Annotated in this window: 23 protein-coding genes; 7 read left to right on the top strand and 16 right to left on the bottom strand. The window is 70.4% G+C overall.

Features of this window, described 5'->3' with window-relative positions; all coding sequences use genetic code 11:
- Window positions 1-24: 24 nt before the first annotated feature.
- A complete protein-coding gene (locus tag LCHO_RS06290) occupies window positions 25-393 on the bottom strand; it encodes a PilZ domain-containing protein (protein WP_012346292.1) in 369 nt (122 codons plus the stop codon).
- Window positions 390-2,195, bottom strand: coding sequence for an ABC transporter transmembrane domain-containing protein (locus tag LCHO_RS06295; protein ID WP_012346293.1), 1,806 nt, complete (start codon window positions 2,193-2,195; stop codon window positions 390-392). Before LCHO_RS06295 ends, LCHO_RS06290 begins: the two co-directional genes overlap by 4 nt.
- 104 nt (window positions 2,196-2,299) lie before the next feature.
- Here LCHO_RS06295 and LCHO_RS06300 point away from each other — a divergent pair, with 104 nt between their 5' ends.
- From LCHO_RS06300 to LCHO_RS06325, 6 genes are all read left to right on the top strand, one after another.
- Window positions 2,300-2,767 (top strand): hypothetical protein, encoded by a 468-nt coding sequence (locus LCHO_RS06300; protein WP_012346294.1) that lies wholly within the window; start codon window positions 2,300-2,302, stop codon window positions 2,765-2,767.
- A 119-nt stretch (window positions 2,768-2,886) separates the two neighbouring features.
- Window positions 2,887-3,288, top strand: a complete 402-nt coding sequence (locus LCHO_RS21990; RefSeq protein WP_012346295.1) for a hypothetical protein — start codon at window positions 2,887-2,889, stop codon at window positions 3,286-3,288.
- Window positions 3,278-4,723, top strand: coding sequence for a TolC family protein (locus tag LCHO_RS06310; RefSeq protein ID WP_012346296.1), 1,446 nt, complete (start codon window positions 3,278-3,280; stop codon window positions 4,721-4,723). Before LCHO_RS21990 ends, LCHO_RS06310 begins: the two co-directional genes overlap by 11 nt.
- An 18-nt stretch (window positions 4,724-4,741) precedes the next feature.
- Complete coding sequence (locus LCHO_RS06315) at window positions 4,742-6,154, top strand: multicopper oxidase family protein (RefSeq protein ID WP_012346297.1); 1,413 nt, start codon at window positions 4,742-4,744, stop codon at window positions 6,152-6,154.
- A gap of 28 nt (window positions 6,155-6,182) precedes the next feature.
- Window positions 6,183-6,698 carry a cupredoxin domain-containing protein gene (locus tag LCHO_RS06320; protein ID WP_012346298.1) on the top strand — a complete coding sequence of 172 codons (516 nt, stop codon included), beginning with the start codon at window positions 6,183-6,185 and terminating at the stop codon, window positions 6,696-6,698.
- Window positions 6,695-7,204, top strand: a complete 510-nt coding sequence (locus LCHO_RS06325; RefSeq protein WP_012346299.1) for a DUF411 domain-containing protein — start codon at window positions 6,695-6,697, stop codon at window positions 7,202-7,204. Before LCHO_RS06320 ends, LCHO_RS06325 begins: the two co-directional genes overlap by 4 nt.
- Before the next feature lie 16 nt (window positions 7,205-7,220).
- On the opposite strand, the gene LCHO_RS06330 is transcribed toward LCHO_RS06325, so the two are convergent.
- From LCHO_RS06330 to LCHO_RS06385, 12 genes are all read right to left on the bottom strand, one after another.
- The gene (locus LCHO_RS06330) at window positions 7,221-7,970 is read right to left on the bottom strand and encodes an anti-sigma factor (RefSeq protein WP_012346300.1); all 750 of its coding nucleotides are present in this window, start codon (window positions 7,968-7,970) and stop codon (window positions 7,221-7,223) included.
- Window positions 7,967-8,533, bottom strand: coding sequence for a sigma-70 family RNA polymerase sigma factor (locus tag LCHO_RS06335; RefSeq protein ID WP_012346301.1), 567 nt, complete (start codon window positions 8,531-8,533; stop codon window positions 7,967-7,969). Before LCHO_RS06335 ends, LCHO_RS06330 begins: the two co-directional genes overlap by 4 nt.
- A 51-nt stretch (window positions 8,534-8,584) precedes the next feature.
- Window positions 8,585-9,169, bottom strand: a complete 585-nt coding sequence (locus tag LCHO_RS06340; protein ID WP_012346302.1) for a DUF3455 domain-containing protein — start codon at window positions 9,167-9,169, stop codon at window positions 8,585-8,587.
- Window positions 9,170-9,290: 121 nt separating this feature from the next.
- Window positions 9,291-10,937 carry an ABC transporter ATP-binding protein gene (locus LCHO_RS06345; protein WP_012346303.1) on the bottom strand — a complete coding sequence of 549 codons (1,647 nt, stop codon included), beginning with the start codon at window positions 10,935-10,937 and terminating at the stop codon, window positions 9,291-9,293.
- Entirely contained in the window at window positions 10,934-12,049 is a 1,116-nt protein-coding gene (locus LCHO_RS06350) for an ABC transporter permease (RefSeq protein ID WP_012346304.1), read from the bottom strand. The genes LCHO_RS06345 and LCHO_RS06350 overlap by 4 nt, the downstream gene beginning before the upstream one ends.
- Window positions 12,046-13,083 carry a microcin C ABC transporter permease YejB gene (locus LCHO_RS06355; RefSeq protein ID WP_012346305.1) on the bottom strand — a complete coding sequence of 346 codons (1,038 nt, stop codon included), beginning with the start codon at window positions 13,081-13,083 and terminating at the stop codon, window positions 12,046-12,048. The genes LCHO_RS06350 and LCHO_RS06355 overlap by 4 nt, the downstream gene beginning before the upstream one ends.
- 24 nt (window positions 13,084-13,107) lie before the next feature.
- Window positions 13,108-13,530, bottom strand: coding sequence for a type VII toxin-antitoxin system HepT family RNase toxin (hepT, locus tag LCHO_RS06360; RefSeq protein ID WP_012346306.1), 423 nt, complete (start codon window positions 13,528-13,530; stop codon window positions 13,108-13,110).
- A complete protein-coding gene (mntA, locus tag LCHO_RS06365; RefSeq protein WP_012346307.1) occupies window positions 13,523-13,912 on the bottom strand; it encodes a type VII toxin-antitoxin system MntA family adenylyltransferase antitoxin in 390 nt (129 codons plus the stop codon). Before mntA ends, hepT begins: the two co-directional genes overlap by 8 nt.
- Complete coding sequence (locus LCHO_RS06370) at window positions 13,909-15,834, bottom strand: extracellular solute-binding protein (RefSeq protein WP_012346308.1); 1,926 nt, start codon at window positions 15,832-15,834, stop codon at window positions 13,909-13,911. The genes mntA and LCHO_RS06370 overlap by 4 nt, the downstream gene beginning before the upstream one ends.
- A gap of 123 nt (window positions 15,835-15,957) precedes the next feature.
- Window positions 15,958-16,647 carry a substrate-binding domain-containing protein gene (locus tag LCHO_RS06375; protein ID WP_012346309.1) on the bottom strand — a complete coding sequence of 230 codons (690 nt, stop codon included), beginning with the start codon at window positions 16,645-16,647 and terminating at the stop codon, window positions 15,958-15,960.
- 91 nt (window positions 16,648-16,738) lie between these two features.
- On the bottom strand, window positions 16,739-17,968 hold the full coding sequence (locus LCHO_RS06380) for a lipocalin-like domain-containing protein (RefSeq protein WP_012346310.1): 1,230 nt from the start codon (window positions 17,966-17,968) through the stop codon (window positions 16,739-16,741).
- A 58-nt stretch (window positions 17,969-18,026) separates the two neighbouring features.
- On the bottom strand, window positions 18,027-18,335 hold the full coding sequence (locus LCHO_RS06385; protein WP_012346311.1) for a hypothetical protein: 309 nt from the start codon (window positions 18,333-18,335) through the stop codon (window positions 18,027-18,029).
- Window positions 18,336-18,468: 133 nt separating this feature from the next.
- Here LCHO_RS06385 and LCHO_RS06390 point away from each other — a divergent pair, with 133 nt between their 5' ends.
- The gene (locus LCHO_RS06390; RefSeq protein WP_012346312.1) at window positions 18,469-18,783 is read left to right on the top strand and encodes a cupin domain-containing protein; all 315 of its coding nucleotides are present in this window, start codon (window positions 18,469-18,471) and stop codon (window positions 18,781-18,783) included.
- 4 nt (window positions 18,784-18,787) lie between these two features.
- Here LCHO_RS06390 and LCHO_RS06395 read toward each other — a convergent pair whose 3' ends face one another.
- On the bottom strand, window positions 18,788-21,349 hold the full coding sequence (locus LCHO_RS06395; RefSeq protein WP_012346313.1) for an FtsX-like permease family protein: 2,562 nt from the start codon (window positions 21,347-21,349) through the stop codon (window positions 18,788-18,790).
- 17 nt (window positions 21,350-21,366) lie between these two features.
- Window positions 21,367-22,128, bottom strand: a complete 762-nt coding sequence (locus tag LCHO_RS06400) for an oxygen-binding di-iron domain-containing protein (protein ID WP_012346314.1) — start codon at window positions 22,126-22,128, stop codon at window positions 21,367-21,369.
- Between the last annotated feature and the right edge of the window lie 52 nt (window positions 22,129-22,180).

Raw genomic sequence — 22,180 nt, forward strand, 5'->3', positions numbered from 1 at the left:
GCCGCGATCGGCGTGCGTGTCCGGTCAGCCGAAGCGCAGCTTGGTGATCCACTGCTTGAGCAGCTGGCGCGCCGGTTCGCCGAGTTCGGCCCACTGCGCGCCCAGGCGCCACTCGTGCCCGCTCATCACCACGAACACCAGCTTGACGGTGCCGGGCACGGCCTGCAGCCGGGTCGGATCGTGCAGGTCGGGCACGCCCACGGTGATCTTCAGCCGGGCGTGTTCGGGCAGCGGCCTCTCGCAGCGCAGGCCCAGGCCGCTTTCGGAGATGTCGCGCACCTTCACCTCCACGAGCTGGCCGTTGCCCAGATCCAGGCGCGCCGGCCAGTTCACGGTGTAGCGGGGCTCCCGGCGGTTGTCGATGCTGCCTTGTGCAAGTGGGCCCGTGCTCATGATGACTCGCTGGGTTGTCCGTTGAACTGCATCGCGGCCAGCCGGGCGTAGATCCCGCCCTGGTCCACGAGCTGCGTGTGGGTGCCGGTTTCGACGATACAACCATCTTCGAGCACGATGATGCGGTCGGCGCGCTGCACCGTGGCCAGGCGGTGCGCGATCACGAGGGTGGTGCGGTGCGCCATCGCGGCCTCGAGGGCGGCCTGCACCACGCGCTCGCTCTCGGCGTCGAGCGCGCTGGTGGCCTCGTCGAGCAGCAGCAGCGGCGGGTTCTTCAGGATCGCGCGGGCGATGCTGATGCGCTGGCGCTGGCCGCCCGACAGCCGCACGCCGCGTTCGCCCAGGAAGGTCTGGTAGCCCTCGGGCAGCGCGCTGATGAACTCGTGCGCGTAAGCCGCCTTGGCGGCGGCCATCACCTCGGCATCGCTCGCGTCGGGGCGGCCGTAGCGGATGTTCTCGAGCGCGTTGGCCGAGAAGATCGTGCTGTCCTGCGGCACGATGCCGATGCGCGCGCGCAGGTCGTGCAGCGCCACCGCGTCGACCCGCACGCCGTCGATGCGGACGGCGCCGTGCTGGGCGTCGTAATAACGCAGCAGCAGCTGGAACACGGTGCTCTTGCCGGCGCCGCTGGCGCCCACCAGCGCGACGGTTTCGCCCGGCATGACGCTCAGGCTGAAGTCGCGCAGCGCCGCGTGCGCGGGCCGCGACGGGTAGTGGAACGTCACCTGGTCGAGCGCCACCGCCGAGCCGCCCCGCGTGGCCGGCAGCGCCAGCGGCTGCGCCGGCTCGGCCACCGGCGAGCGTGCGCCGAGCAGTTCCATCAGTCGCTCGGTGGCGCCGGCGGCACGCAGCAGGTCGCCGTAGACCTCGGACAGCACCGCCACGCTGCTGACCAGGATCACCACGTAGACCACCGTCTGGCCCAGGTGCCCGGCGCTGATGTCGCCGCGGATCACCGCCTGCGTGCCCTGGTACAGCCCCCACAGCAGCGCGCCGAAGGTGGCGCTGATGATGAAGGCCACCAGCATCGCGCGCACCCGGCTGCGCTTGCGGGCGGTCTCGAAGGCGTGTTCGGTGGTGACGTTGAAACGCCGTGCCTCGCGGTCTTCCTGCGTGTAGCTCTGCACCACGGGGATGGCGTTGAGCACCTCGGCGGCGATCGCGCTGGAGTCGGCCACGCGGTCCTGGCTGGCGCGGCTGAGCTTGCGCACGCGTCGGCCGAAATACAGCGACGGCAGCACCACCAGCACCAGCATGCCCAGCACCTGCGTCATCACGTAGGGGTTGGTGGCGACCAGCATGCCCAGCGCGCCGATGCCCATCACGCTGTTGCGCAGGCCCATGCTCAGGCTCGAGCCCACCACCGTCTGCACCAGCGTGGTGTCGGTGGTCAGGCGCGACAGCACCTCGCCGGTCTGGGTGGTCTCGAAGAAGGCCGGGCTCTGCCGCACCACGTGCGAGTAGACCGCGTTGCGCAGGTCGGCGGTGACCCGTTCGCCCAGCCAGCTGACCATGTAGAAACGCGCCGCCGAGAACAGCCCGAGCGCCGCGCCGACCGCGAACAGCGCCAGGAAATGGCCGCGCAGCGCCATCAGCCGCTCGCCCGGATCGGCTGCCACCAGGCCCTCGTCGATCAGCGTGCGCAGCGCCACCGGAAACACCAGCGTGGTGGCCGCGGCCATCACCAGGAACAGCCCGGCCAGGCCGATCTGCAGCCGGTACGGTTTCAGGAACGGCCCCAGCCCTGACAGCGAACGGGGACTCTGGGCACTGGCGCGATCGGAGAGCTTGGACTTGGACATGCGTGGCAGTGTAAGCAGCCGCGGCGCCGGAAAGGGATCGCGGCCGACGGGCTCGGCGCCCGGACCACGCGCCGGTCGTGCGGCGCTTTCATATACTGCGCGCCATGAGTTTGTGGCTGCGCATCATCCTGACCTGGCTGCTGGCACTGGCCGTGCCGCTGCAAGGCCATGCTGCGCAATCCAGGGTCATGTGCGGGCCCGATCACGGTGACGCCGGCTCCCATGGGTTCGCGGTGCAAGCCGTGCACGCGGCAGCCGAACCACATGCGGCGGCCGACCCACATGCGGCGGCCGATCCGCACGCGCATGCCGATCCGCTCGCGCAAGCCCATTCGCACGCGGCCCAGGCGGGCGATCACGATCCGGCCTCCCATGCCGATCACGCCAAGCAAGCCGAGCACGGCAAGTGCAGCGTCTGCGCGTCGTGCTGTGGTGCGCTGGCCCTGACCAGCGCCGTGCCGGTTTTCGAGGCCTCGCCCGCCCCCGCGCACTACCGCGCCGAGTCGCCGACGCCGAGCCCGGGCACCATCCCCGGCGGGCTCGAGCGTCCACCCAGGCGTCCGCTCGCCTGAGCGATCGCCAACGCCGCGTCGCCTGACCGGCGCGACCCGCGCATCGCCTCGAACGCCCCGACCCTGCGCCGCCCGAGCGGCCACGCAGGGCACTGCCACCGTTCATCTGCGAGGTTCCCATGCCTGCCATTCCGATTGCCGCGGTCGCGCTGACCGCTGCGACGCTGTTTCTTGCCGCGCCGCCCGCGCCGGCCCAGCCGGTCGCCGGCTCCACCGCTCCTGCTGCCGCCGCTGACGCCACCGTGGTCCGCGCCCCGGCCCGGCCCGATCCGCTCGACCCGCGTGCCGGCGTGCCGCCGCTGCGCCACCGCTCGTCACTGGCCGGTTACCGCGCATCGAAGGAGCCGGCACCCGTCGACTGGCGCGAGGCCAACGACACCACCGCCCGCGTCGGCGGCTGGCGTGCCTACGCCCGCGAAGCGCAGGCCAGCGACGCCGGTGCGCCGGCCGCCGCTTCGGCCCCGGTCACGAAGACGCCGCAGGACATGCCGGCCGGCGGGGGGCATCACCATGGCCATTGAGAAGCTGCCGATGCCCGCGATCCCGCCCCGCGACCGATCGCGACCGCCGTTGCTGGGCCTGGTCGCGCTGACCCTGGCGCTCGGCGGCTGCGCCGGCATCGGCTCGGCCGACGGCTTTTCAGCGGTCTCCGCCACCGCATCCGAACAGCTCGGCAAGGACCTGCGATGGGCCCGCTCCGAGGCCGATCTCGACGCCATCGAGCGTCGCGTCGCCGAGCTGCTGCGCGCGCCGCTGACGGCCGATTCGGCGGTGCAGATCGCGCTGCTCAACAACCGCGGTCTGCAGGCGAGCTTCCAGGCGCTGGGCATCGCCGACGCCGATCGGGTGCAGGCCAGCCGGCTGCCCAACCCCGGCTTCAGCTTCGGCCGCTCGCGCCGTGGCGACGAGCGCGAGATCGAGCGGTCGCTGTCGATCGACCTCGGCCACCTGCTGCTGATGCCGCTGGCGCGTCAGGCCGAATCGCGCCGCCACGCCGCCGTGCAGCGCAGCGTGTCGATGCAGATGCTCGGCCTGGCCGCCAGCACCCGCAAGGCGTACTACCACGCCATCGCCGCCGACCAGACCTGGCGCTACATGCAGCAGGTGCGCGCCAGCGCCGAGGCCGGTGCCGAACTGGCGAGCCGGCTGGCCCGGGTCGGCAACTGGACCGCGCTGCAGCAGGCGCGTGAACAGGGTTTCTACGCGACGGCGGCGCTCAACGAGGCGCGCGCCCAGCAGGGCCGCATCGCCAGCCGCGAACAGCTGATCCGCCTGCTCGGCCTGTGGGGCGAGCAGACGCAGTTCTCGCTGCCCGAGCGCCTGCCCGACCTGCCGCCCGAGCCCGTCGACCGGCCCGACATCGAACAGGTCGCGATGGCGCAGCGCCTGGACGTGCAGGCCGCCAAGCTGCAGGCCGAGGCCACCGCGAAGAACCTCGGCCTGAGCCGTGTCAGCCGCTTCATCAACGTGCTGGAGCTGGGTTACGCCCGCAACACGTCGAACGAAGCGCCGCGCCAGACCGGCTACGAGATCAGCTTCGAGATCCCGCTGTTCGACTGGAGCGGCTCGCGGGTCGCGAAGGCCGAGGCGATCTACATGCGCAGCGTGCACGAGGCCGCGCAGGTGGCGATCGAGGCGCGCTCCGAGGTGCGCCAGGCCTATGGCGCGTACCGCACGGCCTGGGACATCGCGCGCCACTACCGCGACGAAATCGTGCCCAACGCGCAGCGCATCTCCGAGCAGAACCTGCTGCGCTACAACGGCATGTTCATCGGCGTGTTCGAACTGCTGGCCGACGCCCGCGCGCAGGTGGCCAGCGTCAACGCCGCGATCGAGGCGCAGCGCGATTACTGGATCGCGCAGGCCGACCTCGAGATGGCCTTGATCGGCAAACCGGCCTTGTCCGCCGCCGCTGCGGCCACGGCGTCCGCCGGTGGCGACAGCCCCGCGCACTGAATTCAGGAGTTTCCCCAAATGGTTTCCCGACGCAATTTTCTCGGTCGTGCCGGCGCCGTGACGGCTGCCGTCAGCGCCGCCGCGGTCAGCCGTGTGGCGATGGCCGCGCTGCCCGAACCGGTCATCCAGACCAAACCCGACACCATGCCGCCGCTCGTGCCCGCGAGCGGGCGGCCCTACAACCCGGTGGTCACGCTCAACGGCTGGACGCTGCCCTGGCGCATGAACAACGGCGTCAAGGAGTTCCACCTCGTCGCCGAGCCCGTGGTGCGCGAGATGGCGCCCGGGATGCGCGCGCACCTGTGGGGCTACAACGGCCAGAGCCCTGGCCCGACGATCGAGGTGGTCGAAGGCGACCGCGTGCGCCTGTTCGTCACCAACAAGCTGCCCGAGCACACCAGCGTGCACTGGCACGGCCAGCGCCTGCCCAACGGCATGGACGGCGTTTCCGGCCTGACGCAGCCGAGCATCCAGCCGGGCAAGACGTTTGTCTACGAGTTCGTGGCGCGCCGGCCGGGCACCTTCATGTACCACCCGCATGCCGACGAGATGACGCAGATGGCGATGGGCATGATGGGTTTCTGGGTCACGCACCCGAAGGAGAAACACCCGCTGATCGACGAGGTCAATCGCGACTTCTGCTTCCTGCTCAATGCCTACGACATCGAGCCCGGCGCGGCCACGCCCAAGATCATGACGATGACCGAGTTCAACCTGTGGAGCTGGAACAGCCGCATCTTCCCCGGCATCGACTCGCTCAACGTGCGCCTGAACGACAAGGTGCGCATCCGCGTCGGCAACCTGACGATGACGAATCACCCGATCCACCTGCACGGCCACGAGTTCCAGGTGACCGGCACCGATGGCGGGCCGACGCCGAAAAGCACGCGCTGGCACGAGGTGACGACCGACATCGGCGTCGGCCAGATGCGCCAGATCGAGTTCGTCGCCGACGAAGAGGGCGACTGGGCCTTCCATTGCCACAAGAGCCACCACACCATGAACGCGATGGGCCACGACGTACCCACGCTGATCGGTGTCGACCACAGCGGGCTGGCCAAGAAGATCACCGACCTGATCCCCGACTACATGGTGATGGGCGAACGCGGCATGGCCGACATGGCCGAGATGGAGATGCCGCTGCCCGACAACACCGTCCCGATGATGACCGGCGAGGGGCCTTACGGCTCGGTCGAGATGGGCGGCATGTTCAGCGTGCTCAAGGTGCGGCGCGACCAGAAGCCCGGCGACTACGGCAATCCCGGCTGGTACAAGCCGCCGGCCGGCACGGTGGCATTCGAGTGGACCGGCTCGTTGCCCGACCCGGCGCGCTTTGCTGCCGAGGGTGGGCAATCGATGCCGCTCGCGCACAAGCCCGCGAAGGAAATCGAAGTGAGAGCACGCAAGCCCTCCGGCCATTCCGGCCACTGATTCGATGCACGAACTGAAAAGGAATCACATGACACGCAAACGTCGTTCGATCGCCGCCGCCTGGCTGGTCGGCCTGCTGGCTGCCGGCACGGTGCAGGCCCACGGCGAGAAGACCCATGCGCAGAAGGCCGAGCCGGTGCGCATGGAACAGAAGGACTGGGGCATCGCCGGCGACCCCAAAGCCGTGGTGCGCACCGTCGAGATCCGCATGAGCGACAAGATGCGTTTCACGCCCGATCGCATCGAGGTGCGCGAGGGCGAAACCATCCGCCTGGTGCACCGCAACGGCGGCAAGATCCTGCACGAGTTCGTGCTCGGCACGAAACAGGAGCTCGAAGCCCACGCCGCGCTGATGCTGAAGTTTCCGGACATGGAGCACGACGAGCCCTACATGGTGCACGTCGGCGCCGGCAAACGCGGCGAGATCGTCTGGCACTTCAATCGTGCCGGCGAGTTCGACTTTGCCTGCCTGATCCCCGGCCATTACCAGGCCGGCATGGTGGGCAAGATCGTGGTGACTGAACGAAAGGGGATCACGCAATGACGCTTCATTCAAATCGGATCGAGACGACCCGCGAGTCGGCCTCGCCCTTGTCCCGCCGCAGCCTGCTGATGGCCGCCGCGGTGATGGCCTTGCCGGCCTGGGCGGCCACCTCGGCCCAGCCCGGCACGGGTGTGGTCGAAGTCTGGAAGAGCCCGAGCTGCGGCTGCTGCAAGGACTGGGTGGCCCACCTCGAAAGCAACGGCTTCAAGGTCAAGGTCCACGACGAGGGCAACACCGACGCCCGCGTGCGGCTGGGCATGCCGATCCGGTACGGCTCGTGCCACACCGCGCGGGTCGACGGCTATGTGCTCGAAGGCCACGTGCCGGTGCGCGAGATCCGGCGGCTGCTCAAGGAGCGCCCGAAGGCCGTCGGCCTGGCCGTGCCGGCGATGCCGGTCGGCTCACCCGGCATGGACGGGCCCGAATACGGTGGCCGCAAGGATCCCTACGACGTGCTGCTGATCGCCAGGGACGGCGGCTCGTCGGTCTATCAGGCCTATCGCTGAGCGGCCAGGCCGTCGCTCACAGCACCTCGACCGCGCGCCCGATGAACTGGATCGGCCCGGTCGGCTTGCCGGTCGGCGATCCGGTGGGCGGCTCGAGAGTGAGCTCGAACAGCTGGTTGGCCTGCAGCGGCGGCAGCTTGTCGAGCCGGATCTGCAGCGGCTCGCCCGGGCGCACCAGCCCCAGCGAAACCGGGCCGCTCCAGCCGTCGGCCTTGGTCCAGAACTCGAGCGCCTTGTCGGCCGGCACGGCCGCGACGGCCAGCGGGATCAGGCGGATCTGGCGGTTCGTGCTGGCCTGCACCACCCAGCCGGGCGACTTGTCTTGCGGCGCCACCAGCACCACCAGGAACTGCGGCGCAGCCGGCGGCGCGCTGGTCTTCATCATCAGCACCAGCGCCAGTGCGGTGGCCAGCGCGTAGCCGGATCCGGTGAGCCAGCGCCAGGCCTGGATGCTGTTCCACCAGCGTGCGGCCAGACGGCCGTGCGCGGCCTTGGCCCCTGCCGGCCGGGCCTGCGGCCGAGCGCCCGATTGCGCATCCAGCGTGGCCTCGATGCGCTGCCATAGCGCCGCGGGCGGTGCCACCGGCTCGGCCAGGTGGGTGGCGGGCAGCAGCCGCGCCTGCCATTGCTCCACGGCCTCGCGCAGGGCCGGTTCGTGTGCGAGCCGGGCTTCGAGCGCACGCCGCTGCCGCAGCGCCAGGGTGCCGAGCACGTACTCGCCGGCGAGCAGGTCGAGGTCTTCGGACAGGCGGTCGAGCGACTTCATGCCATGCACTCCCGCAGCGCCAGCAGGCTGCGCCGGATCCAGGCCTTGACGGTGCCCAGCGGCGCGCCCAGGCGCTCGGCGATCTCGCCGTGCGAGCAGCCGTCGACGTAGGCGTGCAGCACGCAGTTGCGGCGCGGCGCATCGAGCGCGGCCAGGCAGGTGCGCAGGCGGCCCAGGCTGGCGTTGAGCTCGAAGGCTTCGGCGATGTCGCGGTGGGCGTCGAGCGCCAGTTCGGCTTCACGCGACTCGACCGCCGTGTCGTCGAGGTCGACATCGCGCGAGCTGGCGCGCACGGCGTCGAGCGCCAGGTTCCTGACCACGGTGTAGATCCAGCCCCGGCCACTGCCGCGTGCCGGGTCGAAGCTCGCGGCCCGCTGCCAGATGGCGACGCAGGCGTCGTGCACGATGTCCTCGGCCAGTTCGCGCCGTCGCACCACGCGCAGCGCGACCCCCAGCATGCGCGCCCCTTCCTGGTCGTAGAGGGCGCTCAACGCCTTGCGATCGCCCGCGGCGCAAGCCGCGAGGGCGGCTTCATAGTCGAATTCGGTGCGATCGGCATGCATGAGCATGAACCTGATCATAGGTCGAGCCCATGATCAGGCGAGCGCCGGTCGTCACATCGCGGTCCAGAAGATGTAGTCGGCCTGATAGCGCACGGTCTGCTTCTCGCCCTTGTTGGCCATCGTGCACGCACTGGCCGGTGCCACGCCGCCCTTGAGCGCGACACGCTGGATGTGGGTCACGCCGTTCATCGCGCCCATGCCCATCGCCGGGTTGGCCTTCACCAGCTGCAGCGGCAGATTGCCCGCACCGGCCGGCGCCACGGCCAGCTGGGTGGCGGTGACCTTGGAGCCGTCCATCGACTCCCAGGTGGCCGGCGGACCGAAGTACCTGCCGACCTGCTTGCCGCTGCGGTCCATCAGCTTGGCATCCGGGCCGACGAACACCCAGGCGGTCTGGCCGGCGGCGTCGGCCTTCTCGCGGCATTCGTAGGTGATGTCGCCGGCACCCACCGTCTCCATCGCGACCTTGTGGCCGGCGGGCACCTTGATGGTGTCGGGCAGGCTGTCCTGCGAGAAGGTCGATGCCATCGGTTTCATCGACGGCATCGGGTTCATCGAGCCGCAGGCGCTCAGCGTGGCGGCGGCGGCCGTGGCGATCAGGATGGAAAGGGGGCGGAAGTTCGAAGGCTGGGTCATGGCGATCCTCGTCGGGGTGGAGTCTTGAGCGCAGCGCGATGGGCTGCTGCTGTGCTCTACGCACGAGGGACGCGTTTGGATGCAGGGCCGGCAAAAAATAGTTTCGACCGGCCCGGATGCCTCAGTGCATCAGCGCCGCTTCGAGCAGGCTGCGCGTGTACGGATGCCTGGGCGCTGCGAACACCTGCGCGGTGGCGCCGCGCTCGACGATCTCGCCGTCCTTCATCACCAGCACCTGATGCGCCATCGCGCGGATCACCGCCAGGTCGTGGCTGATGAACAGGTAGCTCATGCCGAGCTCGCGCTGCAGCCGCAGCAGCAGCGCCAGCACCTGCTGCTGCACCGAGGCGTCGAGCGCCGAGGTCGGCTCGTCGAGCACCAGCAGTTCGGGGCGCAGGATCACCGCCCGCGCGATCGCGATGCGCTGGCGCTGGCCACCCGAGAACTCGTGCGGGTAGCGCTGCAGCATGTCGCCGGCACCGCGGTTGTGGGCATCGGCCGACTCCAGTCCGACCTCGCCCAGCATGGCGCGGATGCGCGCCTCGCGCTGCACGGCGCTCAGTTCGGGCATGTGCAGCGCCAGGCCCTCGCCGACGATCTGGCCGATCGTCAGACGCGGCGACAGCGCCGCGAACGGATCCTGGAACACCACCTGCATGCGCCGCCGCAGCGCGCGCAGGTCGGCACCTTCGGCCAGGTCGACACGCTGGTTGGCACGCTGATTGGTGTTGCTGCCCACCAGGTTGTGCAGCGTCACCTCGCCCCCGGCGAGCGCCTGCAGCGACAGCAGCGCCATGCCGAGCGTGGTCTTGCCCGAGCCCGATTCGCCGACCACGCCGAGCGTCTGGCCGCGTGGCAGCAGCAGCGAGGCGTCCTTCACCGCGACGAAATGGCGCTTCCTGAACCAGCCCTCGTTCTGCACGAACTCGACCTTGAGCGACTGCGCCTGCAGCAGCGGCGTGCTGCGCAGCTCGCGGTCCGGCGGCAGCGGCACCGGCCGGCTCGCCAGCAGCTTCTGCGTGTACGGGTGGCGTGGCCGCGCGAACACCCGCGCGGTGGCGCCGGCCTCGACGATGCGCCCGCGCTCCATCACCGCCACCCGGTCGCTGTAGCGGCCGACCAGATTGAGGTCGTGCGTGATGAACAGCAGCGCCATGCCCATCTCGCGCTGCAGCTCGTCGAGCAGGGCCAGGATCTGCGCCTGGATGGTGACGTCGAGCGCGGTGGTCGGCTCGTCGGCGATCAGCAGGCGCGGCTTGCAGGCCAGCGCCATCGCGATCATCACGCGCTGGCGTTGGCCGCCCGAGAGCTGGTGCGGGTAGCTGTCGATGCGGCGTTCGGGCTCGGGGATGCCGGTGCGCGCCAGCAGCTCGATGGCGCGCGCGCGGGCCTCGCGTGCGCTCAGGCCCTCGTGCAGTTCGAGCACCTCGCCGATCTGGTTGCCCACCGTGTAGAGCGGGTTCAGGGCCGTCATCGGCTCCTGGAAGATCATCGCGATGTCCTTGCCGCGGATGCCGCGCATCTGGCGCTCGCTGTGCGCCATCAGGTCGGCGCCGTCGAAGCGGATCGCGCCGCTGCTGGCCGCACCTTCGACCAGCCGCAGGATCGACATCGCGCTGATCGACTTGCCCGAACCCGACTCGCCGACCAGCGCGAACTTCTCACCCACGCCGATCTCGAACGAGACGTCGTCGACCACCCGGCTGTCGCCGAACGCGACGTGGAGGTGCTCGACCTGCAGCAGCGGCATTCCGATGACGGGCGTCATGACTTGCGGGTGTCGAAGGCGTCGCGCAGCGCGTCGCCGATGAAGGTGAGCAGCAGCATCGTCAGCACCAGCAGGAGAAAGGTCGGCACGATGATCCACCAGGCGTCGAGGTTGGCCTTGCCCTGCTGCAGCAGCTGGCCCAGCGACGGCATCGAGCTCGGCACGCCGAGGCCCAGGAAATCGAGCGAGGTCAGCGCCAGGATCGCCGCGCTCATGCGAAACGGCAGGAAGGTGATCACGGGCGTCAGCGAGTTGGGCAGCACGTGGCGCCAGATGATCTGGCGGTTGGACAGGCCCAGCGCACGCGCCGCCTTGACGAACTCGAGGTTGCGGTTGCGCAGGAACTCGGCGCGCACGTAGTCGGAGAGGCCCATCCAGCCCCACAGGCTCAGCAGGATCAGCAGCAACAGCAGCGAGGGCTCGAAGATCGACGCGAAGATGATCAGCAGGTAGAGCTCGGGCACCGCGCCCCAGATCTCCATCAGCCGCTGCGTGACCAGATCGACCCGGCCGCCGAAATAGCCTTGCAGCGCGCCGGCCGCCACGCCGAGCAGCGTGCCGACCACGGTCAGCGCCAGCGCGAACCAGATGCTGATGCGAAAGCCGTAGAGCAGCCGCGCCACCATGTCGCGGCCCTCGCTGTCGGTGCCCAGCCAGTTGCGCTCGCTCGGCGGCATCGGGCTGGGCAGCGGGTCGAAGTAGTTGATCGAGGTGGCCGAATGCGGGTTCAGCGTGAACAGCGCCCAGGCGTCGGGCTGCTTGAAACGCTCGACGATGAAGCTGTCCTTCCAGTCGGTCGGCGTGGCGAAATCGCCGCCGTAGGCGGTCTCGGGCGGGTTGTGCAGCATCGGCGCACTCAGCTCGCCCTTGAAGCTCACGAGCAGCGGCCGGTCGTTGCTGACCAGCTCGGCGGCGGTCGAAAACACCAGCATCACGATGAACAGCCACAGCGACACCAGCCCGATGCGGTTGCGCCTGAAGCGCGCCCAGGCGCGCTGGTTAGGGCCCCCGCCGCCGGGTACGGCGGACGACCCCCCGCGGGGGTGCAGGCCGGCTTGGGGCGGCCCGGCGCTCGGCCCGCCCGCGTCGTTCAGCGCTCGTTTGGCTGTCATTTGGCCGCCTTCGCGAACTGCACGCGCGGGTCGACCACCACGTACAGCAGGTCCGACACCAGCTTGACCACCAGCCCGATCAGCGTGAAGAGGTAGAGCGAGCCCAGCACGACGGGGTAGTCGCGCCGGATCACCGCCTCGTAGCCGAGCTGGCCCAGGCCGTCGAGCGAAAACAGGTTCTCGATCAGCACCGAGCCGGCGAAGAAGGCACCGACGAACGCCGCCGGAAAGCCCGTGATCAGCGGGATCAGCGCGTTGCGGAAGATGTGCTTGTAGAGCACGCGGTTGGCCGACAGGCCCTTGGCACGTGCCACCTTGACGTACTGCTTGCGCATCTCTTCCACGAAGGTGTTCTTGGTCAGCATCGTCATCACCGCGAAGCTGCCGATCACCATGCAGGTCAGCGGCAGCGCCAGGTGCCAGAAGTAGTCGGCGATGCGCGCCGGCCAGGTGAGATCGGCCCAGTTGTCGGACGTCAGCCCGCGCAGCGGAAACCAGTCGAGGTAGGTGCCGCCGGCGGTCAGCACGATCAGCAGCACGCCCAGCACGAAGCCCGGGATCGCGTAGCCGACCAGCACCAGCAGCGTGGTGGCGACGTCGAACCGTGAGCCGTCATGCACCGCCTTGGCCACGCCCAGCGGGATCGACACCAGGTACGAGATCAGGAAGCTCCACAGCCCCAGGCTGATCGACACCGGCAGCTTCTCGAGGATCAGCGTGCCGACGTCCTTGTTGAACATGAAGCTGCGGCCGAGGTCGAAACGCGCGAAGCGGCCGAGCATCTCGACATAGCGCACATGCGCGGGCTGGTCGAAGCCGTAGAGCTTCTTCAGCTCCTCGATCTGCTGCTTGTCGACATCGCGGCTGGCCTTGTAGCCGCCGCCTTCGCCGCCCTTTTGCGTCTGCCGCGCTTCGGCCATCAGCTGCTCGACCGGCCCGCCGGGCACGAACTGGATCACCACGAAGGTGATCGTCAGCGCACCCAGCAGCGTGGGGATCATCAGCAGGATGCGCTTGAGGATGTAGGCGAGCATGTGGGTTCGGCGATGGCGATGGGTTCAGGGCTGGCCGGCGTCGTGCTTCAGCAGCGCGGCGCTGTACTGCAGGAACTCGTCGAGGTGCGATGTGATCACGCTCACCGTGATCGGCAGCAGCAGGCGCTGGTAGTCGTGCACCGCGATGTTGCGAAAGCCCACCATCTTCTGCAACGCAGAGGCCAGTGTGGTGTCGATGCGTCCGGCCCGTGCAAGCAACTCGAACACGTCGCGCGCGCTCTGCGGCAGCCCCAGCCGGTCGCGCCGGATCAGATGCTGGCCCATGTCGAGCGCAGCCTCGCAGGCGCGCTGGATGTTCAGCACGGCGGCGTCCTGTCGTGTGAAGTCGGTAGCGAAGTGCGCGCCGGCAGCGGCGTACTCCTCGCGCACCCGCGCCACGCAGCGTTCGATCGTGGCGGCCTTGTTGAGCAGCACGTCGTCAGCCATGCACGCGGCCCTCGCGGGTGATGTCGGCCAGCAGCCCGGCACGCGCCTGATCGAGTTCGAGCTTCTCGCTCATCACGTAGCACTCGAACAGGCCGGCGTCGGGCTCCTGGGCCCAGAGCCTTTCGCCGGTGGTCAGCACCTGGTACTGCATCACCGTGCTGGCCGCACGAAGGTCCAGCAGATCGACATCGCAGCCGGCTTGCGCCGACAGGTCGGCGGCCAGCGACCACAGCGCCAGCGGGTCGGCATAACCGGGCACCAGCACGGCCAGGTCCAGATCGCTGTCGGCCCGCGCCGTTCCTTGCACGCGGCTGCCGAAAGCGTAGAAGGCCAGCGCGTCGGGGAACGCGTTGCGCAGCGCGGGCAGCAGCGCGTCGATCATGGTGTGACCGGGTCCTTGATCCACCACGTCCACAACGGCCACGGTGCATCGGAGTCGATCGAGAAATAGCCCGGCTGCACGGCCGGCAGGCCGAAGCGGTTCCAGTACGAGACGCGCTCCTTGTTGAGGTACAGCTCGGGGATCTGCCAGAAGTTCCACATCACGACGCGGTCGAGCGCGCGGCAGGCGGTGCGCAGCTGCTCGAGGGTCTTGGCGTCGGAGATGGCCTGGATCAGCGCGTCGACCGCCGGGCTCTTGACGCCGCGGAAGTTGTTGTTGCCCTTCTCGTCGGCCGAGGCGCTGCCGTAGATCGCCTTGAGGTCGGACGCGCCCGGCAGCGTGAAGTCGCCTTCGACGATCGTGACCAGATCGAAGTCGTAGTTCTCGAGCCGGCGCCGGTAGAGCGCGAAGTCGACCAGCCGCTCCTTCAGCGTGATGCCGAGCTTCTCGAGGTTCTTCTGGAAGTCGGTGTTGCGCCCGGGCTGGCTGGGTTCGAGGTATTCGATCTCGAAGGGCTCGCCGCGGGCATTGCGCAGCCGGCCGTCGTCGGCGATCTTCCAGCCGGCCTGGGCGAGCAGATCGCGCGCGCGCAGCAGGTTGGCGCGCAGCCGTTGCGAGTCACCGTTGATCGGCGCGACAAAGGCCGGGCCGAACACCCGCGGCGGCAGTTCGGCGCGGAACGGTTCCAGCAGCGCCAGCTCGGCGGGCGACGGCGAGCCCTGCGCCGCGAACTCGGAGTTGTTGAACACGCTGTTCGAGCGCGCGTACTGGCCATAGCGGTTCAGGCGCTCGAAGTCCCAGGCGTGCACGATGGCCTCGCGCACCCGCACGTCCTGGAAGATCGGCCGGCGCAGGTTGAAGTCGGTGGCCTGCAGGCCCTGGCCGTAGGCGGTCGGGAAGGCGTTCTTGACGATGCGGCCGTCGCGCCATTTCACGCCCTGGTGCTGTCGCACCCAGGCCCGCGCGCTGTACTCCTTCATCAGGTCGAACTCGCCGGCCTTGAAGGCCTCGGCCGCCACCGCCGGGTCCTGGTACATGCGGTAGACCACGCGTTCGAAGTTGAAGTGGCCGCGCCGCACGCCGAGCTCACGCGCCCAGTACCGGGGGTTGAAGCGGAACTCGATGCGCCGCGGCCGCTCGACCTTGTCGATCAGATACGGGCCGCTGGCGATCGGGTACTCGTCGATGATGGCGTCGAACTGCTTGCCGGCGCCCCATTTGCGAGAGAACACCGCCATGCCGCCGGCGGTGAACAGCGCGTCCATCTTGCGTTCGCGCAGGTCGAAGCGCACGGTGGTGGCGTCGAGCGCGACCACGTCGGCGATGTCGGACATCGCCGTGCGCACGCCCGGCGCGGCCTGCGGGCTGGTGAGCTGCCGGAAGCTGTGCACCACGTCGTCGGCGGTGACGGCGTCGCCGTTCGAGAAACGCGCCTGCGGGTGGATGCGGAAGGTGATGGCCGACAGGTCGGGCGCCACCGACATCTGCTGCGCCAGCAGGCCGTACATCGACTGCGGCTCGTCCATCGAGCGGGTGGCCAGGCTCTCGAACATGAACAGCCCGACACCCGCCGGTGCGCTGCCCTTGATCGTGAACGGGTTGAACTTGTCGAAGCTGCTGCGCCGGTCGGGGTTGCGCAGGAACAGCGTGCCGCGGCGCGGCGCGGTCGGGTTGACGTAGGCGAAGTTCGCAAAACCTTCGGCGTACCTGGGCGTGCCGAAGGCGGTATAGGCGTGCTGCCACGTGTCGAGCGGCGTGGCCGTGATCGACGAGCCGGCAATCGGCGACGGCGATGCCGCCGTGGGCTGCGCAGCCGGCGCGGTCGTCAACAGCAGACCGGTCAGCGTGGCAGCCAGCAGGCGCAACGCTCGGGCGCCGGGCGCGGCAGGGATCACGACGTTCGCGGGGCGCTGGAGGTGCATGTACCGTGGACTGGCTGAGGCACGCGGTGGTGCAGGGCGCTGAAGGGTGAAAACGATTGTAGACACCGCATCCGCCGTCAACGCCCCCCAGGTCGGGACTTGCCGCGCAGCGCGTGCGGCGGGTCAGGCCGGCGCCATGCCGTTGGCCAGCTTGGCTGCCGTCGCAGCCGGTGACACCATGAAATCGAGCATTGCCCGCACCGCCTCGGCCTGGTTCGAGCTGGCACACAGCCCGGCCGAGAACGTCGTGATGATCTGGATCGCGTCGGGCAGCGGGCCCAGCACCTCGATGCCCGGCAGGTGGATCAGCTCGCTCAGCTGCTGGAAGCCCAGCTCGACCTCGCCGCTGGCCACCAGCGAGCCCACCGGCACGCCCGGCGGGGCCTGCACGATGCGGTCCTTGATCTGCTCGGCGATGCCCCAGCGCTCGAACAGCTTGACCAGGTGCACGCCGCTCGGCCCGGTCGAATAGCTGACGGTGCGCGCGGCCAGCACGGCCTGCTTGACGGCTTCCTCGCAGCCGATGTCCGGCCGCGCCGCACCGGCCTTGACGGCGATCGACACGCCCGACTTGACCAGATCGACCCGGCTGCCCGCCACGATCTTGCCGGCCGCGATCAGCTGCTCGATCGCGTTGGCCGCCAGGATCACGACATCGAAGGCCTCGCCGGCCTGCACCCGCCTGGCGGCGTCGACACCGCCCACCGACTCGCAGGTGATCGGCTGCGGCGTGCCTTGCTGATACTGGGCGATGAGGTCGGCAAGAAGCTGCCGGGTCGCCATCGACGAAATGATGCGGATCTGCGCTGCCATGCGGCCACCTTCTGCAATGCGGGGATGAAACATGAGACGAACGCTCGGCGAGCGCCGGCGACATTGTCCCGGCAAAGACCGGGGTGCCGCCTCACGGCATCGCCAGCCGACCCGCATAACCCGTCATCTCGAGGTAACCCAGGCCGATGCGCCGGCCCTGCGCGTCGAGCAGCTCGCTCAGGCCTTCCCAGTAGACCGTGCCGGTGGAGGCGCGGCTGTCGAGCTCCTGGGCCTCGAACAGGGCGCGCACCCGATGCCGGCCGGCCGGCGTGTCGACCTGCCACAGCACCGGGTAGGTCGCGGCGGTGGCCGGGCTGGACCAGCGCTGCAGCGGCGTGAATCGCACCTCGTCGGGCTTGAAGCTGCGCGTCTCGGCGGTGCTGCCCGTGGCGCCGGTCGAGCCGGTAGGGCCGCGCAGCGAGCCGCCGGCCCACAGCGTGCTGCCGTCGGCGCGGCGCAGCCGGAAGGCGGTCAGCGCGCCGCCGTCGAACAGGTTGATGCCGATCCAGTCCCAGCCCACGGCGCTCGGGTCGAGCACCGAGTTGCTCCATTCGTGATCGAGCCAGGCGCGGCCCGCCAGATCGAGGCTGCGGCCGTCGATCTGCAGGCGTGCCGCCACGTCGAGCTGAGGCTGGCTGTAGTAGTGGCTGGCCTGGCCTGGCTGCGGGCCCTTGCGCGAGTAGCCGGCGTCGCCCTGCAGCAGCAGCGGCTGGGTGGTGGCGAGCTGCAGGGCGAGCTGCCAGGCCGGGCCGGCGTGGCTGCCGGCGAGCAGTTCGGCGCGGTAGATGCTCGATGTGCCCGCCGCCCCGGCCCGGCGCTGCAGCGGCCAGTCGCGCAGGCGCACGTCGGTGTCGCCCACTGCCGCCTGCGCCAGGCCGAAACCGGCGCGCGCCATGCGCTGGTCGTGGTGCTGGCGGCGCTGGCCGACGTCGCTCAGTGCGGCATGGGCGAACAGCAGCTGCGTGGCGGCGAAGGCGCTCGGGTGGCGCGCATCGACCTCGGTGCGCGAGCGGAAGAACGTCAGCTGGAAACCGTAGCGCGGCGCCTCGGCCGTGCCGAGCCAGCCGGTCACGTACCACCACTCGATGCGGGTGTCGGGGTGGGCGCCGAAGTCGGCCGGGAAGACCAGCGGCCGTGGTGCGACGCCGCGCGGTTCGAACGGCGTGGATGCGGTCGGCGCGGCGGCACCGGCCGCGCCGCTCCAGGCCAGCGCCGGCAGCGCGCCGAGCAGGCCGCGGCGCGACAGGCCGGCGCCGGGCCACGCATCGCCGGGCGGCGTGGGCGGTGTTCGTGTCGGGCCGTGACTGCGGGGTGGTGCCAAGTCCTGGCCTCCGGATGATTGCTGCGACCGGCGGATTCTCCGCGCAGCGTGCGGGCGTTCAGCCGAACAGCCGGATCGCCAGCCGTTCGAGCAGCGGCCGGGCGCGCCAGGCCGCCAGCGCCCGGTGGGCAAACTGGTGGCCGGCGGCGGTCAGGCGGTAGTAGCGCGCGCCGCTGAAGCCCTCGACATTGTTGAACTCGGCGATCAGGCCGTACGAGATCAGCGACGGAAACGACCACATCAGCCGCACGCCGTCGAGCACGCAGGCGTCGGATCCGTCGTCCAGCCGCACGATCACGTTGCCCCGCGACAGGGCCGCCAGGGCGTCGATGAACTCTCCGCGATTGGTCAGGATCGGCTTGGACATGGGGCGCGTGCGGCTTTCACCGGCATGGTGCCGGTCAGTCGGCGCCTGGCCGAACGGTGGGTCGCGTTAACTGCGACGCCGTCATGGTTTAGGCATCCGGGCAGCATCGGCAACCCGATTCCTGGAGACTGTCTTGAGCAAGCTGACCTTCGACGAGTTCAGGGCGACCGCATTGGCTCGAGGCTTCGACGACGTGCTCGAACGGCACTGGGAGCCGCTCACCGTGCTCGACACCCACGTGCATCCGTTTTCGCTCCAGGCGCTGGTGGTGAGCGGCGAACTGTGGCTCAGCGTCGGGGGCATCACCCGCCACCTGCGTGCCGGCGATCCGTTCGAACTGGACTTCGAGGTGCCGCACGCCGAACGCTACGGCCCCGAAGGCGCGACCTACTGGGTGGCCCGGCGCGTCAGCGTCGCCGCCCAGGCCGGCACGCCGCCGGCGGCCTGAGCGCTCACCAGTCCTCCTTGACCGCCAGCACCATCTCGCGCCCGGCGGCGGCGCGGCCCGACAGCCAGGCGGTGGCGACGCCCGCGGCCAGCACCGCGGCGGCCAGCGCGGCCAGGCGCGGCAGCGGCAGCGACAGGTCCATCGTCCAGTGAAAGCTCTGCGGGTTGACGACGTGCACCAGCACCACGCTCACGCCCACGCCCAGCAGCAGGCCGAGCACGGTGCCGACGGCGCTCCAGAGCGCGCCTTCGGCACACACCAGCGCCAGCACGCCCGAGCGCGGCAGCCCCAGATGCATCAGCGCGCCGAACTCGCGCCGCCGCGCCAGCACCTGGGCTGAAAAGCTCGCCGCGATGCCGGCCAGGCCGATGCCGATCGCCACCGCCTGCAGCCAGTAGGTGACCGCGAAACTGCGGTCGAAGATTGCCAGCGAGGTGGCGCGGATGGCCGCCGGCGTGGCGAACTCCAGCAGCGCCGGGTTGCCCGCCAGGCCGCGCAGCGCCTGCTGCACCGCGGCCGGGTCGGCGCCGGGCTGCAGCCACAGGCCGAGGTCGTTGACGCGCTCGTCGCCGGTGAGCGCGCGCCACTGCGAGCGCTCGATCGCGATCGCGCCCTGCTGGCGCGCGTAGTCGCGCCAGACGCCGCGCAGCCAGACGTCGGCGCGCCGGCCGTCGGGCAGCGGCAGCGTGATGCGCTGGCCGGGCCGGGCGCCGTAGAGCGCCATGTAGCCTTCGCTGGCGTAGACCACCGGCAGGTCGCGGTCGCTGGCCGGTGCGTCGACCAGCGCGCCCACCAGCGGCAGGCCGGTTGCCGGATCGGCGATCTCGCGGGCGATCAGCGTGACCGGCGCGCGCTGCGGATCGAGGTCGAGCGGCACCAGGCGCTGCGTCTGCAGCCGGGCCACGCCGGGCAGGGCCGCGGCGGCCTGCAGCAGCGCCGGTTCGAGGTAGACGCTGTCGGCCTGCGCGCTGCTGCTGGCGGTGCGCACGTAGAGGTCGGCCGGCAGCACCTGTTCGAGCCACTGGCTGACCGAGTCGCGAAAGCTCGCCACCATCACCGTCAGCGCCACGCTGAGCGCCAGGCTCGCCACCACGCCGGCCACCGCGATGGTGGCGACCTGGCGCTGGTCGCGGGCGCGCTCGACCGCCAGCAGCCAGATCGGCTGCAGCGGCGGCGCCAGCCGCGCCAGCACCGCCCCCACCAGCGCCGGCACGCAGACGATGCCACCCAGCAGCAGGCAGGCCACCGAGGCATAGGCCGCCAGCGGCAGGTCGCCGACCGGCGGCAGCAGCGCCAGCAGCGGTGCGGCCAGCAGCAGCAGCGGGCCGAGCCAGGGGCGCGGCGCGCCGACGTCGTCACCGCCCAGGCCCTTGAGGCTCTGCGCCGGCGCCAGCCGCTGGGCCTGGCGCGCCGGCAACCAGCCGCCGGCCAGCGCCGCGGCCATGCCCAGCGCCGCGTAGATCGCCGCCGCCGAGGCTGACCACTGCAGAGGCGGCGCGCTGCCGCCGAACAGGCCGCTGCCCAGATCGCCGCCCAGCACCTCGAGCGCCAGCAGCGCCAGGCCGGTGCCCAGCGCCACGCCGATCAGCGCGCCGATCAGGCCGATCGCCGCCGATTCGAGCAGCACCAGGCGCAGCCGGGCACGCGCGTCCATGCCCAGCACGCCCAGCAGCGCGAGCTGCGGCACCCGCTTGGCGACCGCCAGCGCCTGCACCGAAAACACCAGGAAGGCACCGGTGAACAGCGCCACCAGCGCCAGCACGGTCAGGTTGACGCGGTAGGCGCGCGACAGGTTCGAGATGCGCAGCGTCGACTCGCCCGGCGCGGCCAACCGCACGCCCGTCACGCCGGCGGCATCGAGCGCGCGCTGCAGGCCGTCGCGATCGGCGCCGGCGGCCAGCCGCAGGTCGATGCGGCTGAGTCGGCCGAGCCGGTCGAAATGCGACTGCGCGCCGGCGATGTCGATCACCGCCAGCGGCGGGCCGTCGGCGCTGACCGAGCCGGCCACGGTCAGCGTCAGCAGCCGGGCGCCGCCTTGCACGCGCAGTTGCCGCAGGCTGCCGGAACCCCGGTTGATGGGGTCGACCAGCGCCAGCGCCGCCGGGTTCAGGAACACCTGGTCCGGATCGAGCATCGCCAGCCGGTCGGTGCCGGGGTCGGCGCGCGGCCGCAGCGCGGGCGCGAGTGTCGCGGCCACCAGGGCGTCGAGGCCGAGCACGCGCAGCGATCGCTTGGCGCCTTGCGGGTCGATCGCGATGCTGTCGATCTCGATCACCGGGCTGGCCAGCGCCACCTGCGGCAGCGCGGCCACGGTTTCGTAGAGCGCCTCCGGCAGGCCCGCGCCGCTGGCCGGGCGCAGCTCGAAGTCCGGCTGGCCGTTGACCGAGCGCACCGCGCTGCCGAACTCGGCCAGCGCCGAGGCGTTGATCAGGTGCACCGCCAGCGCCAGCGCCACGCCGAGTGCGATCGCCAGCAGCGCCACCAGCAGCCGACCGGGGTGCTGGCGCCATTCGAGGCCGATCAGCCACAGGCTTTGCGCGCTGGCCCAGCCGCCGGTGCCGTTCATCGTGGGCGCGCCGCGGTTCAGTGGGGCACGCTGTAGTGGCTGGCGTTCATCAGGTCGACGCCGCAGCTCAGGTCCTGCGCCCAGTCGATGAACTCCTGCACGGCTGCGCCGGCCAGCGGCGCGCCGTGCTGCGGCACGATCATGCGGATCGGCAGCGTGCGCACCATCTGCGCCCACAGGCGCAGGATCTTCTGGCTGACCATGAAGCGGCGGTGGAAGGGTTCCATGCGCTCGATGTGGCCGGCCAGGTGCGTCACCGGCACGCGCGCGTTGCCGCCGATCGAGGCGCCCAGGTCGCCCGAGAACAGGATGCCGCTGGCCTCGTCCCAGAACTGGAAGTTGCCCTCGGCGTGCAGGAAATGCGCCGGCAGCGCCACCAGCTCGCCGCGGCCGATGCGGATGCGCATGCCGCGGTCGGGGATGCCGATGACACGGCCCTCGGTCTTGCCGGGCTTGCAGAAGTGCGGGATGAAGCGCTCCCAGATCGACGAGATGTAGACCGGCGCGGCGGTCGAGGTCATCCAGCGGTCGAGCGAGGCGATGATGTCGGGGTCGGCATGCGAGGCCAGGATGGCCGACAGGTGCTGCGGCGGGAAGTGCCGCATCATGCCCACGTACAGGTCGTTGTAGGCCAGGTTGCCGCCCGGATCGATGATCGCGCCGGTGTCGCCGTTGACGATCAGGAACTGGTTCGCCTGCACCGCTTCCGGATGACTCTGCTGCAGGTCGGAAAACATCAGGCGCAGGTTGCCGCCTTGATGGAACAGTTCAACGGGCATGACGGGTCTCTGGTATGGGCCGAGGTCAAGCCCGGGCGTGAAAAACGCACTG

The organism is Leptothrix cholodnii SP-6 (assembly GCF_000019785.1).
In the GTDB taxonomy this organism is placed as follows: Bacteria; Pseudomonadota; Gammaproteobacteria; order Burkholderiales; family Burkholderiaceae_C; genus Sphaerotilus; species Sphaerotilus cholodnii.

What these genes read in the sequence shown, in the direction of transcription:
- LCHO_RS06290 (WP_012346292.1), bottom strand. Translation starts at nt 393, where the DNA reads ATGAGCACGGGCCCACTTGCACAAGGCAGCATCGACAACCGCCGGGAG.
- LCHO_RS06295 (WP_012346293.1), bottom strand. Translation starts at nt 2,195, where the DNA reads ATGTCCAAGTCCAAGCTCTCCGATCGCGCCAGTGCCCAGAGTCCCCGT.
- LCHO_RS06300 (WP_012346294.1), top strand. Translation starts at nt 2,300, where the DNA reads ATGAGTTTGTGGCTGCGCATCATCCTGACCTGGCTGCTGGCACTGGCC.
- LCHO_RS21990 (WP_012346295.1), top strand. Translation starts at nt 2,887, where the DNA reads ATGCCTGCCATTCCGATTGCCGCGGTCGCGCTGACCGCTGCGACGCTG.
- LCHO_RS06310 (WP_012346296.1), top strand. Translation starts at nt 3,278, where the DNA reads ATGGCCATTGAGAAGCTGCCGATGCCCGCGATCCCGCCCCGCGACCGA.
- LCHO_RS06315 (WP_012346297.1), top strand. Translation starts at nt 4,742, where the DNA reads ATGGTTTCCCGACGCAATTTTCTCGGTCGTGCCGGCGCCGTGACGGCT.
- LCHO_RS06320 (WP_012346298.1), top strand. Translation starts at nt 6,183, where the DNA reads ATGACACGCAAACGTCGTTCGATCGCCGCCGCCTGGCTGGTCGGCCTG.
- LCHO_RS06325 (WP_012346299.1), top strand. Translation starts at nt 6,695, where the DNA reads ATGACGCTTCATTCAAATCGGATCGAGACGACCCGCGAGTCGGCCTCG.
- LCHO_RS06330 (WP_012346300.1), bottom strand. Translation starts at nt 7,970, where the DNA reads ATGAAGTCGCTCGACCGCCTGTCCGAAGACCTCGACCTGCTCGCCGGC.
- LCHO_RS06335 (WP_012346301.1), bottom strand. Translation starts at nt 8,533, where the DNA reads ATGCATGCCGATCGCACCGAATTCGACTATGAAGCCGCCCTCGCGGCT.
- LCHO_RS06340 (WP_012346302.1), bottom strand. Translation starts at nt 9,169, where the DNA reads ATGACCCAGCCTTCGAACTTCCGCCCCCTTTCCATCCTGATCGCCACG.
- LCHO_RS06345 (WP_012346303.1), bottom strand. Translation starts at nt 10,937, where the DNA reads ATGACGCCCGTCATCGGAATGCCGCTGCTGCAGGTCGAGCACCTCCAC.
- LCHO_RS06350 (WP_012346304.1), bottom strand. Translation starts at nt 12,049, where the DNA reads ATGACAGCCAAACGAGCGCTGAACGACGCGGGCGGGCCGAGCGCCGGG.
- LCHO_RS06355 (WP_012346305.1), bottom strand. Translation starts at nt 13,083, where the DNA reads ATGCTCGCCTACATCCTCAAGCGCATCCTGCTGATGATCCCCACGCTG.
- hepT (WP_012346306.1), bottom strand. Translation starts at nt 13,530, where the DNA reads ATGGCTGACGACGTGCTGCTCAACAAGGCCGCCACGATCGAACGCTGC.
- mntA (WP_012346307.1), bottom strand. Translation starts at nt 13,912, where the DNA reads ATGATCGACGCGCTGCTGCCCGCGCTGCGCAACGCGTTCCCCGACGCG.
- LCHO_RS06370 (WP_012346308.1), bottom strand. Translation starts at nt 15,834, where the DNA reads ATGCACCTCCAGCGCCCCGCGAACGTCGTGATCCCTGCCGCGCCCGGC.
- LCHO_RS06375 (WP_012346309.1), bottom strand. Translation starts at nt 16,647, where the DNA reads ATGGCAGCGCAGATCCGCATCATTTCGTCGATGGCGACCCGGCAGCTT.
- LCHO_RS06385 (WP_012346311.1), bottom strand. Translation starts at nt 18,335, where the DNA reads ATGTCCAAGCCGATCCTGACCAATCGCGGAGAGTTCATCGACGCCCTG.
- LCHO_RS06395 (WP_012346313.1), bottom strand. Translation starts at nt 21,349, where the DNA reads ATGAACGGCACCGGCGGCTGGGCCAGCGCGCAAAGCCTGTGGCTGATC.
- LCHO_RS06400 (WP_012346314.1), bottom strand. Translation starts at nt 22,128, where the DNA reads ATGCCCGTTGAACTGTTCCATCAAGGCGGCAACCTGCGCCTGATGTTT.